Source organism: Lysinibacillus sp. NPDC095746, assembly GCF_044763535.1.
In the GTDB taxonomy this organism is placed as follows: Bacteria; Bacillota; Bacilli; order Bacillales_A; family Planococcaceae; genus Lysinibacillus.
The window spans coordinates 36648-50060 of the sequence record NZ_JBIWGL010000011.1 but is presented as its reverse complement, the minus strand read 5'-3'; the positions used below and the strand labels follow the sequence as shown (position 1 = coordinate 50060).

At 38.4% G+C, this 13413-nt stretch carries 14 protein-coding genes; all 14 read left to right on the top strand.

Features of this window, described 5'->3' with window-relative positions; translation table 11 throughout:
- Positions 1-84: 84 nt before the first annotated feature.
- The 14 genes from ACIQ7N_RS10175 (at position 85) to ACIQ7N_RS10110 (ending at position 13410) form a co-directional block, all read left to right on the top strand.
- Positions 85-441 carry a response regulator gene (locus ACIQ7N_RS10175; protein WP_132360320.1) on the top strand — a complete coding sequence of 119 codons (357 nt, stop codon included), beginning with the start codon at positions 85-87 and terminating at the stop codon, positions 439-441.
- A gap of 360 nt (positions 442-801) precedes the next feature.
- The gene (locus ACIQ7N_RS10170) at positions 802-1656 is read left to right on the top strand and encodes a class II fructose-bisphosphate aldolase (protein WP_132360322.1); all 855 of its coding nucleotides are present in this window, start codon (positions 802-804) and stop codon (positions 1654-1656) included.
- 464 nt (positions 1657-2120) lie between these two features.
- On the top strand, positions 2121-2771 hold the full coding sequence (gene fsa / locus ACIQ7N_RS10165; RefSeq protein WP_402931743.1) for a fructose-6-phosphate aldolase: 651 nt from the start codon (positions 2121-2123) through the stop codon (positions 2769-2771).
- Positions 2772-2834: 63 nt separating this feature from the next.
- Positions 2835-4121 carry a UDP-N-acetylglucosamine 1-carboxyvinyltransferase gene (locus ACIQ7N_RS10160; RefSeq protein ID WP_248717817.1) on the top strand — a complete coding sequence of 429 codons (1287 nt, stop codon included), beginning with the start codon at positions 2835-2837 and terminating at the stop codon, positions 4119-4121.
- Positions 4122-4216: 95 nt separating this feature from the next.
- Positions 4217-5173, top strand: coding sequence for a class II fructose-bisphosphatase (gene glpX / locus ACIQ7N_RS10155; protein ID WP_100546229.1), 957 nt, complete (start codon positions 4217-4219; stop codon positions 5171-5173).
- 244 nt (positions 5174-5417) lie between these two features.
- Positions 5418-6701 carry a transcription termination factor Rho gene (gene rho, locus ACIQ7N_RS10150; RefSeq protein ID WP_053484460.1) on the top strand — a complete coding sequence of 428 codons (1284 nt, stop codon included), beginning with the start codon at positions 5418-5420 and terminating at the stop codon, positions 6699-6701.
- 290 nt (positions 6702-6991) lie between these two features.
- Positions 6992-7195, top strand: a complete 204-nt coding sequence (gene rpmE, locus ACIQ7N_RS10145; protein ID WP_100543414.1) for a 50S ribosomal protein L31 — start codon at positions 6992-6994, stop codon at positions 7193-7195.
- A 446-nt stretch (positions 7196-7641) separates the two neighbouring features.
- Positions 7642-8214, top strand: coding sequence for a thymidine kinase (locus ACIQ7N_RS10140; protein ID WP_132360332.1), 573 nt, complete (start codon positions 7642-7644; stop codon positions 8212-8214).
- A 184-nt stretch (positions 8215-8398) separates the two neighbouring features.
- Positions 8399-9475: a peptide chain release factor 1 gene (gene prfA, locus ACIQ7N_RS10135; RefSeq protein WP_142509196.1), complete on the top strand. Its 1077-nt coding sequence runs from the start codon at positions 8399-8401 to the stop codon at positions 9473-9475.
- Entirely contained in the window at positions 9462-10322 is an 861-nt protein-coding gene (gene prmC / locus ACIQ7N_RS10130) for a peptide chain release factor N(5)-glutamine methyltransferase (RefSeq protein ID WP_402931741.1), read from the top strand. The genes prfA and prmC overlap by 14 nt, the downstream gene beginning before the upstream one ends.
- Before the next feature lie 44 nt (positions 10323-10366).
- On the top strand, positions 10367-10966 hold the full coding sequence (locus ACIQ7N_RS10125; protein WP_402931739.1) for a stage II sporulation protein R: 600 nt from the start codon (positions 10367-10369) through the stop codon (positions 10964-10966).
- Between the two features lie 101 nt (positions 10967-11067).
- Complete coding sequence (locus ACIQ7N_RS10120; RefSeq protein WP_402931850.1) at positions 11068-12102, top strand: L-threonylcarbamoyladenylate synthase; 1035 nt, start codon at positions 11068-11070, stop codon at positions 12100-12102.
- Positions 12103-12447: 345 nt separating this feature from the next.
- A complete protein-coding gene (locus tag ACIQ7N_RS10115; RefSeq protein ID WP_248717820.1) occupies positions 12448-12945 on the top strand; it encodes a manganese efflux pump MntP in 498 nt (165 codons plus the stop codon).
- 24 nt (positions 12946-12969) lie between these two features.
- Entirely contained in the window at positions 12970-13410 is a 441-nt protein-coding gene (locus tag ACIQ7N_RS10110) for a low molecular weight protein arginine phosphatase (RefSeq protein ID WP_402931737.1), read from the top strand.
- The last annotated feature ends 3 nt before the right edge of the window (positions 13411-13413 follow it).

Sequence of the window (13413 nt, the reverse complement as noted above, 5' to 3'; positions counted from 1 at the left end):
AGGTATTAAGAGGTTAAAGGAGAATAATACATAATATAGGAAGTTTTGTGTAAGAATAATAACTCAAAAAGGGCGGAATGAAATGTGAAACGATTACTAATTGTCGATGATCAACCAGGAATTCGTTTGCTATTAAATGAAGTGTTGAAAAAAGAAGGTTATGTTACATATTTAGCTGCAAATGGTATGGAAGCGCTGAAATATGCTGAGGAGGAAATGGATTGTGTCCTATTAGACATGAAAATTCCAGGGATGGATGGCATAGAAATTTTAAAGCGCTTAAAAGAGAAGTGGCCACAACTTCCAGTATTCATGATGACTGCATATGGTGAATTGGACGTTGTACAGGAGGCATTAGATTTAGGAGCAATCCGATATTTTACTAAGCCTTTTGATATTTTTGAAGTGCGAGATGAAGTGAATAAAACATTAAAAGTATAGAAAAACAGGCAGTGGTCAACACCGCCTGTTTTTCATGATTGTTATAAGATTTTTAGTAATTTTCTACCGTTTTATATTCACTACCTGCCAAAATATATAACTCATCACCCTAACATTCGCTTACGTGCCGAAAACAAGACGCTGTCGCTACGTTGCACTTCGTTTTCGTGTAGAAAATAAAGCCTCTGCTTTTCAGGGTCTGAAACCTTCGTTCCGTTACACTCCACTGCGGTTGCACTGTCGCTACGCTTACGTGCAGAAAACAAAGTAACCTGAAATGCTTTTCAGGTTACTTTGTTTTTGCTATGATTAAATAGCATATCTATGTAAAAGAATAGTCCTAAGAGGAGGATTTTTAGTATGGCATTAGTATCTATGAAAGAGATGTTAATTAAAGCAAAAGCAGAAGGTTATGCGGTTGGTCAGTTCAACATCAACAACCTTGAGTGGACTCAAGCAATTTTACAAGCAGCAGAAGAAGAAAAATCTCCAGTTATTCTAGGCGTTTCTGAAGGCGCAGGTAAATATATGGGCGGATTCATCTCCGTTGTACACATGGTAAAAGGTTTGATGGAATCTTATGGCACTACAGTACCTGTAGCTATTCATCTTGACCATGGTTCAAGCTTTGAAAAATGTAAAGAAGCAATAGATGCAGGATTTACTTCGGTTATGATTGATGCTTCTCATCATCCATTTGAGGAAAATGTTGCGACTACTTCAAAAGTAGTTGAGTACGCTCATGCGAAAGGTGTTTCTGTTGAAGCAGAGCTTGGCACGGTAGGTGGCGACGAGGATGGCGTTATCGGTGGTATTATGTATGCTGATCCAGAGGAATGCCGTAAAATGGTTGAGCTAACAGATATCGATTGCTTAGCACCAGCACTTGGCTCTGTACATGGTCCTTACAAAGGAGAACCAAATTTAGGTTTTAAAGAAATGGAAGAAATCTCTAAATTAGCAGATTTACCATTAGTATTACATGGTGGTACAGGAATCCCAACAAAAGATATCCAACGCTCGATTTCATTAGGTACAGCAAAAATTAACGTCAATACTGAAAATCAAATTGCTGCTACGAAAGTAATCCGTGAAGTTCTTGATAATGATAAAGTTGTTTATGACCCTCGTAAATTCCTTGCTCCAGCACGTGAAGCGATTAAATCAACAGTTATCGGGAAAATTCGTGAATTTGGTAGTGCGCAAAAAGCATAATTTTTGTATCTAAAATACTACAAAAGCACAGATGAATACACAAATAAGAGAAGTGTTGATGCTGTTATCGACCTTCTCTTGTTTTTGAAATGATAAATTTTTGGCGAAAATAATATCAATAAAGCCTCGCCATAAATTCCGTGAATTTTGCCGGAGGCTTTCGGCTAACAAATATTTATTGCGCGCGAAAGTGTAGTGCTGACGCTACGCTTTTGCACATATAAATTGCCACAGGACGTGGCGTTCTAAGACTGAGTTCCTTTATTTCAGCGGGTGTTTATTCGTTGAAAAAGTAAATATAAAGTCCATCACCAAAAGTTGGGGATGGCATTTAGGTGAAAACGAATGTAATGTATAGTAGTTGATTTTCAATCCAACTGAACGGCCATAGATAAGCGCTCAGGTGGAACGAAATCAACCCTACGTTATGGTACTAAGCCAAACAATGATCAGGAGGGAATATAATGAAATTTTTCATTGATACAGCAAACTTTGAAGAGATTAAAGAAGCACACGCATGGGGTATTTTATCAGGTGTTACGACAAACCCATCGTTAGTTGCTAAAGAAGAGAACGTTTCTTTCCATGATCGACTGCGTGAAATCACAGAGCTTGTAGATGGCTCAGTGAGTGGGGAAGTAATTGCTCTAGATGCGGAAGGTATGATTAAAGAAGGCTTAGAATTGGCTGCAATTGCTCCGAATATTACAGTTAAATTGCCAATGACGCCAGGTGGATTAGAGGCATGTCGCTTCTTTGCAGACAAAGGCATTAAAACGAACGTAACATTAATCTTCAGTGCCAACCAAGCATTAATGGCTGCTCGTGCGGGTGCTACATATGTATCACCATTTATCGGTCGTCTAGATGATATAGGTCAAAACGGTGTAGAACTAATTGAAACGATTGCAGATATTTTCACAATTCATAATATCGATACGCAAATTATCGCTGCATCTATTCGTCATCCGCAGCATGTAACAGCGGCAGCACTTGCTGGTGCACATATTGCAACTACTCCTTTTAAAGTATTAAAGCAACTTTTCCATCATCCATTAACGGAAAAAGGAATTGAAGGATTTTTAACGGATTGGAATAAGAGAAAAGGCAAATAATAAGATTATATAGTGAGCCAATTGCAGAAAAAATTACTTTCCAATCATGAGGGAGAACGCGAAATGGATGTTTATAAAATTACAGGCGAAAATCGTCTAAAGGGTACAATAAAAGTTAGTGGTGCAAAAAATAGTGCAGTCGCCTTAATTCCCGCATCAATTTTGGCGAACTCTCCAGTGACAATTGGAGGGATACCAGAAATTTCTGATGCATGGACGTTAAAGGCATTATTAGAGGAAATCGGTGGAGAAGTTTCATTTGAGGATGGCATAATGACCATTGATCCGACAGAAATGATTGCGTTGCCTTTACCAAACGGCAACGTGAAAAAGCTTCGTGCCTCCTATTACTTAATGGGAGCAATGCTTGGCCGCTTTAAAAAAGCTGTGATTGGTTTACCAGGAGGCTGTTTCTTAGGGCCACGTCCTATTGACCAACATATAAAAGGCTTTGAGGCATTAGGTGCGAAAATCACGAATGAGCATGGAGCAATTTATTTACGTGCTGATGAATTAATTGGCGCAAAAATATATTTAGACGTTGCCAGTGTAGGTGCAACAATTAATATAATGTTAGCTGCAGTCCTTGCGAAAGGACGTACGGTTATTGAAAATGCAGCAAAAGAACCGGAAATTATTGATGTAGCTACTCTTCTCACTAACATGGGAGCTAATATTAAAGGTGCAGGTACAAGTGTTATCCGTATTGAAGGCGTAGAGGAACTTCATGGTACGGAGCATACGATTATTCCGGATCGTATTGAAGCTGCAACATTCATGATTATGGCTGCCGCTTTAGGTGAGGGCATTACAATTGATAATGTTATCCCATTGCATTTAGAGGCTATTATTGCAAAGCTTCGTGAAATGGGTGTAAAAATTGAAATCGGTGAAGAAAGTATTTTTGTGCCAAAAACGGATCTCTCCACATTGCAAGCCGTTGATGTGAAAACATTAGTGTATCCTGGATTCCCAACTGATATTCAGCAACCACTTTCTGTTTTAATGTCTCAAGCATTTGGTTCCTCAAAGATAACAGATACAATTTATACAGCTCGATTTAAGCATATTGATGAACTTCGTCGTATGAATTCCAATGCACGCGTTGAAGGAAATACAGCTATTATTACAGGTCCTAGTAAATTACATGGTTCAACCGTAACAGCTACAGACCTTCGTGCTGGTGCCGCATTAGTATTAGCAGGCCTATTAGCTGAAGGCGAAACGGAAATTCATGATATCTATCATATTGAGCGTGGTTATAGCTCACTTATTGAGAAATTACGTGATTTAGGCGCCGATATTCGACGTGAAACAATAATGGCCCGTGTAGCAGAGGCAAAGGAATAATGAGAGCTAAAAGTTTTGAACTAACTATGTTACAATAGAGGTAATTTGAATGTTTCGGCGAAGAAATATGCCGATAACGGGAGGCAAATAAAACAATGGAACGTAGTTTATCGATGGAAGTAGTACGAGTAACAGAGGCAGCAGCAATCGCATCCGGGAAATGGATGGGTCGCGGTTTAAAAATTGAGGCAGATGATGCAGCAACGACAGCGATGCGCGTAATGTTCGATACAATTCCAATGCATGCTACAGTAGTGATTGGTGAAGGCGAAATGGATGAAGCACCAATGCTTTATATTGGTGAAGAACTTGGCCTACGTAATGGAGGTCCTCAAGTAGATATCGCAGTTGACCCATTAGAAGGTACAAATATTGTAGCGAAGGGTACAAATGGTGCAATGACAGTTCTTGCTATTGCAGATAAAGGTAATCTGTTAAACGCACCTGATATGTACATGGAGAAAATTGCAGTAGGACCGGAAGCAGCAGGTAAGGTAGATATTAACGCTTCTGTTACGTATAATTTATTACAGGTAGCAAAAGCTAAAAATAAAGATATTTCTGATGTAGTAGCTACACTTTTAGATCGACCACGTCACCAAGCAATTGTTGATGAAATCCGAGAAGCTGGGGCACGTATTAAATTTATTCAAGACGGCGACGTTGGAGCAGCTATCAATACTGCTTTTGATGAAACTGGCATTGATATTATGTTTGGTACAGGTGGTGCACCGGAGGGTGTAATTTCAGCTGTTGCATTAAAATGTCTAGGTGGAGACTTCCAAGCGAAGCTAGTTCCAGAAGATGAAGAACAATTAGAACGTTGTAAAAAAATGGGTGTAGATGTAGATAAAGTTCTTTATTTAGATGATCTAGTTAAAGGTGACGATGCTATTTTTGCAGCGACTGCTGTAACAGATTGTGAGCTTTTAAAAGGTGTGCAGTATAAAGGAGCTTATGCATTAACACATTCAGTTGTTATGCGAGCTAAATCTGGAACTGTGCGTTTTGTAGAAGGTCGACACGCTCTTGATAAAAAACCTAGCTATTAATAAAAATTTCTTCTAAAATATACCTAGTGCATCTTTTTGCGCTAGGTACCTTCTTCTAAATTTTCAACCATCCCATAGTTTTATAAGGCTATATTATGCTTCATTGTTTTGCATAGTTAATTCAAATACCTATCGCTCTGCTTCAAGCTGACAGGTACGAATTGACTACAGAGCCTATCGTAAAAAAACTTCTTTGTTAACCCCAAAAACAGCAATTATTTTGAAAAAGACTGGAGTTGTGCATATGTCTGCATTGACAATCGCTCAATTAGAAAACATGACGTTAAAAGAGCTTTACGCCCTTGCACGCCAATACAAAATTTCATATTATAGCAAGCTAACGAAAAAAGAATTAATATTTGCTATTTTGAAAACACGTTCAGAGCAAGAGGGTTATTTCTTTATGGAAGGTGTACTAGAAATTGTTTCGCAAGAGGGCTTTGGCTTCCTTCGACCAATTAACTATTCACCAAGTAAAGAGGATATTTATATTTCTGCGTCTCAAATTCGTCGCTTTGACTTACGAAATGGGGACAAGGTATCTGGTAAAGTACGTCCACCTAAAGAAAACGAACGCTATTATGGACTACTACAGGTGGATGCTGTTAACGGCGAAGACCCAGAAGTAGCAAAGGAACGTGTGCATTTTCCAGCATTAACGCCTTTATATCCTGATCGTCAAATTAAGCTTGAAACAACACAACGTAATTTATCGACGCGTATTATGGATTTAGTGGCACCTGTAGGCTTTGGGCAACGTGGATTGATCGTTGCACCACCAAAGGCAGGGAAAACTTCATTATTAAAAGAAATCGCGAATGCTATTACAACAAATTATCCGGATGCAGAGTTAATTGTCTTACTTATTGACGAACGCCCTGAGGAAGTAACTGATATCGAACGTTCTGTGAATGCAGATGTAGTGAGCTCGACTTTCGATGAGGTTCCAGAAAATCATGTGAAAGTTGCAGAAATTGTATTAGAACGTGCACGCCGCTTAGTTGAGCATAAGCGTGATGTTATTATTTTAATGGACTCTATTACACGTTTAGCACGAGCGTATAACTTAGTTATTCCTCCGAGCGGTCGTACGCTTTCAGGCGGTATTGATCCTGCTGCATTCCATAGACCAAAACGATTCTTCGGTTCTGCACGTAATATTGAAGAAGGCGGTAGCTTAACAATTTTAGCGACAGCTTTAGTGGATACAGGATCTCGTATGGATGAGGTCATTTATGAAGAATTTAAAGGAACAGGTAATTTAGAGCTTCACCTTGATCGCCAATTAGCAGAGCGTCGTATTTTCCCTGCGCTTGATATCCGCCGCTCAGGTACACGTAAAGAAGAGCTTCTGCTTGAGCCTGAGCAACTTGAAAAATTATGGGCAATTCGTAAAACATTCTCGGACGCACCTGATTTTGCGGAGCGCTTCATGAAAAAATTACGTACAACAAAATCAAATGAAGAATTTTTTGAAAAATTAAATGAAGATATGAAAAAAGCTACTAAAGGTAAGGGCTTACTATAAAACATGAATCACCGTTGACTAGTAATAGTCGATGGTGGTTTTTTTGATTATCTATTTGCTAGTTTGAACTTATAAGAAATCTATTCCCAGTCGGAACAGAAAATAGGACAAAACTTTAAATTTTTGTTATAAATAACGAATTATTAACTATTGTCAAATATATATTTTATATGGTACTATTGCTAAGTATGCAACGTGTACATATGTAGCTGACACATATTCGGGCTATGTAAGGTACAGTTCGATAATACTCTGTTCCAGATGGTTCAGGGCGAGAGGAGAAAACGAATATGAAACAAGGAATTCATCCAGATTACAAAGAAGCAACAGTAACTTGCTCTTGCGGTAACTCTTTCAAAACTGGTTCAGTAAAAGAAAACATCGTTGTCGAGTTCTGCAACGAATGTCACCCATTCTATACTGGCCGTCAAAAATTCGCGTCTGCTGATGGTCGCGTAGATCGTTTCAACAAAAAATACGGTCTTAAAAACTAATGTTAGTTTAATACCTGCCAAGCATGTGCTTGGCAGGTATTTTTTTCAGTATAATACAATTATGCCTCGGCATAATTGCGTCCGGAATCGGCTTTGTGCTTAGGACTGCAAATGTTGTTGTGCAAAAGCGCAGTGTTAACGTAGCGACAGCAACAGCTATTGAGCGAAAGCGTAGGTCTGAGGCACGATGCAGGTCAGTTAGTCGTTATCGCGTGGATGCGATGATTTTAGGCGAACATCCTCTAAGAACTCCTTTCCGATTCCGTGACATCCGCCGGAGGCTTAACTTCTTTCAGTGGGTGTGTGGATACCAGCTGAAAATAGCTTAAATCCGCATTCATCTCCCTAGCTATAAAGGTGGGAGACTGCTGTAGCTGAAAGAAGTTAAATGCCTAATGCGAGTCTTTTCAGTATCTAGATCGACATGAAGAAAGGGAGAAGACAAAGTGGCACAGCTATATTTTAAACATGGTGCAATGAATAGTGGTAAATCTATAGAAATTTTAAAAGTTGCGCATAACTATGAAGAACAACAAAAACCTGTAATGATGTTTACATCAGGCCTTGATACGCGAGATGAAGTAGGTTTTATCTCAAGTCGAGTAGGCTTACGTCAACAAGCCATTCCTGTTAATGATGATACAAATATTTTTGAACTAGTAAAAAATAATACTGTAAAACCATATTGTGTACTTGTTGATGAAGTACAATTTCTAAAAAAAGAGCATGTTTTACAGTTGGCAAATATCGTGGATGAGCTAGATATTCCAGTCATGGGCTTCGGTCTAAAAAATGATTTCCAAAATGAGCTATTTGAAGGCAGTCAGTACATGCTTACATATGCAGATAAAATTGAGGAAATGAAAACAATTTGCTGGTTCTGTCATAAAAAGGCGACAATGAATTTGCGTGTTGATGAACGTGGAAAGCCTGTTTATACAGGTGATCAAATTCAAATTGGAGGAAATGATTCCTACTATCCGGTTTGTCGAAAATGTCACGTGCATCCGCCGCTATAATGCAAACTGATTCAGTTGATAGAACTAATTAAAAGTAGCATACATGCGGAAATTTCCTTATACTAAGTAGTGGAAATGAAAAATGTTCAAAAATATTCTTACGCGCTTAGCGTAATTCAAATTTAAAGTTTCTCAGCAAATATAAAAGAGTAAACTTCATAAAAACTTAATAGAGGTGAAATCCATGTTCGATCGATTACAAGCAGTGGAGGATCGTTATGAAAGGCTAACGGAACTTTTAAGTGATCCCGATATTGTGAATGATAGTAAAAAATTACGTGAATATTCCAAAGAACAATCAGATATCCAGGAAACTGTTGATGCTTATCGTGAATATAAAAGTGTAAAAGAGCAATTAGTTGAAACACGTGAAATGCTAGATAGTGAAAAAGATCCTGATATGCACGAGATGGTGAAAGAAGAATTCAACCTACTAAAAGAACAGCAAGAAGAGTTAGAAGAACGTTTACGCATCTTATTAATTCCAAAAGATCCTAATGATAATAAAAACGTTATTATGGAGATTCGCGGAGCAGCTGGTGGAGACGAGGCGAATATTTTCGCTGGAGATTTGTTCCGCATGTACTCTCGTTACGCAGAGACACAAGGCTGGAAAATTGACATAATGGAAGCGACGCCAAACGCAATGGGCGGCTATAAAGAAGTTATTTTTATGATTAACGGTCAAGGTGCATATTCAAAATTTAAATTTGAAAATGGTGCGCACCGTGTACAACGTGTACCTGCGACAGAATCTCAAGGGCGTATTCATACATCGACAGCGACAGTAGCTTGCTTACCTGAGGTCGAAGAAGTGGATGTTGAAATCCATGAAAAAGATATCCGAGTGGATACATTTGCATCTTCTGGTGCCGGTGGTCAGTCGGTAAATACTACGATGTCAGCTGTTCGTATGACTCACTTACCGACAGGTGTTGTTGTTTCGATGCAGGATGAACGATCACAAATTAAAAACCGTGAAAAGGCAATGAAAATTTTGCGTGCTCGTGTTGCTGATATGTATTTACAAGAAGCACAAAAGGAAATCGATGCCACACGTAAATCAGCTGTAGGTTCAGGCGATCGCTCTGAGCGTATTCGCACATACAATTATCCACAAAACCGTGTAACAGACCACCGTATTGGTTTAACGATTCAAAAACTAGATCAAATCGTCGAGGGTAGACTAGGCGAAATTATTGATGCGCTCATTTTAGAGGAGCAAGCATCAAAGTTAGAGCGATTAAATGATGACCTATAATAGTGTAATGGAGGCCCTTCAATGGGCTTCTTCTTTTTTAGTGGATAATGATCGTGAGGAAACGGCAGCACGAATTGTCATGCAGCATATACTTGGCACAAGCTATTCAGAAGTAATGTTACATCTTCAAGATGAATTAACAGCTGAGCAAAAAGATAAATTTAAAGAACTCATTAAAGAGCATGCGAGTGGACGACCTGTACAGTATTGCCTCGGTAGTGAAGAATTTTATGGCCGTTCATTTATTGTCGATGAGTCAGTACTTATTCCTAGACCAGAGACCGAGGAATTAGTACTTGGCACAATTAATCGTATGAACAGAATATTTAATGATCAAGCAGTGAAGCTTGCAGATATCGGAACTGGTAGTGGTGCAATTGCTATTTCTATGAAGCTAGAATGTCCAGAGCTAACAGTCGTTGCCACTGATTTATCCGCAGCGGCTTTAACAACAGCACAAAGAAATGCACAAAGATTAGCAGCGGAAATTGATTTTCGATTAGGGGATTTAACGAAACCTCTGGCAGGTGAGAAATTTGATATCGTGTTATCGAATCCACCGTATATTGCTTTTGATGAGGCGAAAGAGATGTCGAGTACCGTGCTAGAGCATGAACCGCATAGTGCTCTTTTTGCAGAAGAAGACGGACTTATTTTATATAGAAAGTTGGCTGAGCAGCTTCCGCCCCTTATGAATAAACCTGCGCTCATTGGTCTTGAAATCGGTTATACACAAGGGGAGCAGGTAGCTCAATTCTTTAAAAATAGTTTTCCACAGGCTACAATTACGATAGAAAAAGATATAAATGGTAAACCTCGAATGATTTTTTGTGAAATTCATGTATAAAGTATCTACTTCTTGCCAACAATGTTGAGCAAGGAGGGATTTTTATGTTAAACGAATACAAGATTATTAGATTACCTAAACGAAATATCATTCTAGCTTTTGCAAGATTAGTATTTATTGCGATTGCTTTACAATTATGTGTTTTATATATTCCAACATTAGTAGGTTTTGCGAAAGCGTCTATCAATCATGAGCAAGAAAATGATTTTCGTATACGCGTTATTGCCAATAGCAATACGAATCAGGATCAGCTTGAAAAAGAGCAGCTTGTCAAAAATTTAAAGCCCTATTTTACACAAGTAGTAGCTAGTGCTAAAGCTAAAACTGTGGATAACGAGCAAATACTTTTATTAAAACAAGAAATTGAAGCAGAAATAAAAGAAAATTATCCACAGCTGGATACACAAGTTGTGCTTGGGGATAACTTATTTCCACCAAAGAGAAAGGACGCTGTACTTTATCCACAAAATTTGTATCATTCGATTGTCGTGAAAATCGGTGATGCACGTGGTGATAACTGGTGGTGTAGTGTATTCCCATCAATTTGTGAGCCTGCGAAAGAAGAAGCAAAAGAAGAGGTAGAAGAAGAGAAGGAACACGTTACATTTTTTATATGGGAATGGATTAAAGGTTTTTTTGAATGAATTGTTCACAAATTCAGATAACTTATGCACAATTTTTAATAAGTTATAAACATTATGTGGATAATTCAGTAAAAACGAATAATTGAAGGAAGGTTTTAATGATGGAAACCGTTTGCAAGATTGTGGACAGTAATGTGAATAGTCAGACAAATTATACACAAGCTGTGGATATCTTAAATGCAGGTGAGGTCGTGGCGTTTCCAACAGAAACGGTTTATGGCCTAGGAGCTGTTGCAACAAATGACACGGCAGTAAAAAAGATATTTGAAGCAAAAGGTCGTCCTTCTGACAATCCGCTAATTGTCCACATTGGCACGCAAGAGGAAGTTGAACTTTATGTTGAACATATTTCTGAAGTAGCCAAAAAATGCATGGATTTATTTTGGCCAGGTCCACTGACACTTGTAATGCCCGTTAAGCCAAATGTGCTGGCGGACAGTGTGACAGCAGGTCTATCGACTGTAGGCATTCGTATGCCGGATCATCCAGTTGCACTTGCCTTACTTCAACAATTAAAAAAGCCACTTGCTGCGCCGAGTGCTAATCGTAGTGGAAAGCCAAGTCCTACAGAAGCAATACATGTTCAGGATGATTTGGGAGGGTACATACCTTATATATTAGATGGAGGCTCCACTGGGATTGGACTCGAATCCACAGTGTTAGATGTGACACACGAACCTCCAGTAATTTTGCGTCCAGGCGGAATTACGAAGGAAATGTTAGAGGCTAAAATTGGTCAAGTACTGCAACCTTCAAAAATAGAGCAAAAATTAGAGGCCACTCCAAAAGCCCCTGGTATGAAATATACACACTATGCTCCTAATGCCCCTGTGCTATTAATTGACTGTGATTTAGAGAAAGTCCATGAGGCTGTCTATCAATTACAAAACCAAGGGCATAAAGTAGCGTTACTTGCACCAGCTAGCTTTGCTGACAGCAAGGCTGATTTTTATTTCTCAGTAGGAGAGTCTGGTAGTAAAGAAGAAATGGGTGCGACATTGTATCATGCGCTAAGAGCTTGCGATAAAACAACAGCTACAATTATCCTGGCGACTACTACATCGACTGAAGGGGTAGGGGCTGCAATTATGAATCGTCTTGAGAAAGCAGCCGGAGGAAAATGGTATACTCGTTAATAAAATACCTATAAAAAATAGTATGCTAGAAGTAACTTCTGGCATGCTATTTTTGTATGATAACGTAAATTATTAGTGTTCACCAATCGGGCTTTTATGGGCAGTACTGACGCTTCGCTTTTTAGTACAGATCAATTACTGCCCGTTAATGCGGGATAAAAATCTGCTTAGACTTTTATACTTGATCTATAGCTGTTGAAAACGTAGCAAGTTTTTACTATAAATGAAGGTATTGTTCATTGATCGAGTGACTTTTAACACTTAGCAGTAAGGAAAATGTATTATGATAATACTGTATTTTCGAGCATAAAATGATAAAATATTAGAGAGCGAAGGAGTGCTTTCTTGCAGGGGATTCTTGCAGGTATATTAACGTCTGTAGATGTGATTGGTTTATATGTATTAATACCACATGTTAGATATCGATTTTTTTTATCAGTTTGGACAGCTGCTTTGCATATGCTATTCCCGTTATTAGGGTTCGAATTAGGACACTTTTTAGTGCATTTCTTCTTAGAGTGGGGACAATGGATTTCAAGTATTTTATTATTTTGCATGGGCTTACATGTACTATTATTTACGCGAAAAGATGAAAAGGTTACTATTGCACCAATACTGTTAGCTGTGACTGCAAGCCTAGATACCTTTTCAGTAAGTATTTCTTTTGGTATGCTACACTTAGAGAAATCAGTATTTATTATAAGTGCGGGTGTAAGTGCGCTTATTTGCTCTTATGGGTCATTAGTCATTGCACGAAGAAGTCAGGTGTTACTTGGCGATAAATTCCAAATCATTACAGGGATTTTTTTTATCATTATGAGTGTACTAGCCATTCGGCAATAGAGAAAACGATGGAGGGTGATAAGTATGAAAATACTATTTGTTTGCACTGGAAATACTTGTCGCAGTCCCATGGCAGAAGTTATTTTAAAGCATAAACAAACTGACAATGTGGAGGTCCGTTCAGCGGGCATTTATGCCATGCCAAATGCGGAAATGTCTACGCATGCACAACAAGTATTATATGAAGCAAATATGACACATCAGCATTTAGCAACGCAATTATCGATAACTGAAATGGAGTGGGCTGATTTAATTTTAACAATGACAACAGCTCACAAAGCTACAATTATTGCTAATTATCCAAATGCAGAACAAAAAGTTTTTACGTTAAAAGAGTATACAGGCGAAGGCAGCGAAGGAAATGTTGTCGATCCTTACGGTGGTAGTAAAGAAATATATAAAGAAACATTTGTAGAATTAACGGAATTGGTAGAACGATTAGTAAAAAAAATTGAAGAGAATTGAGGG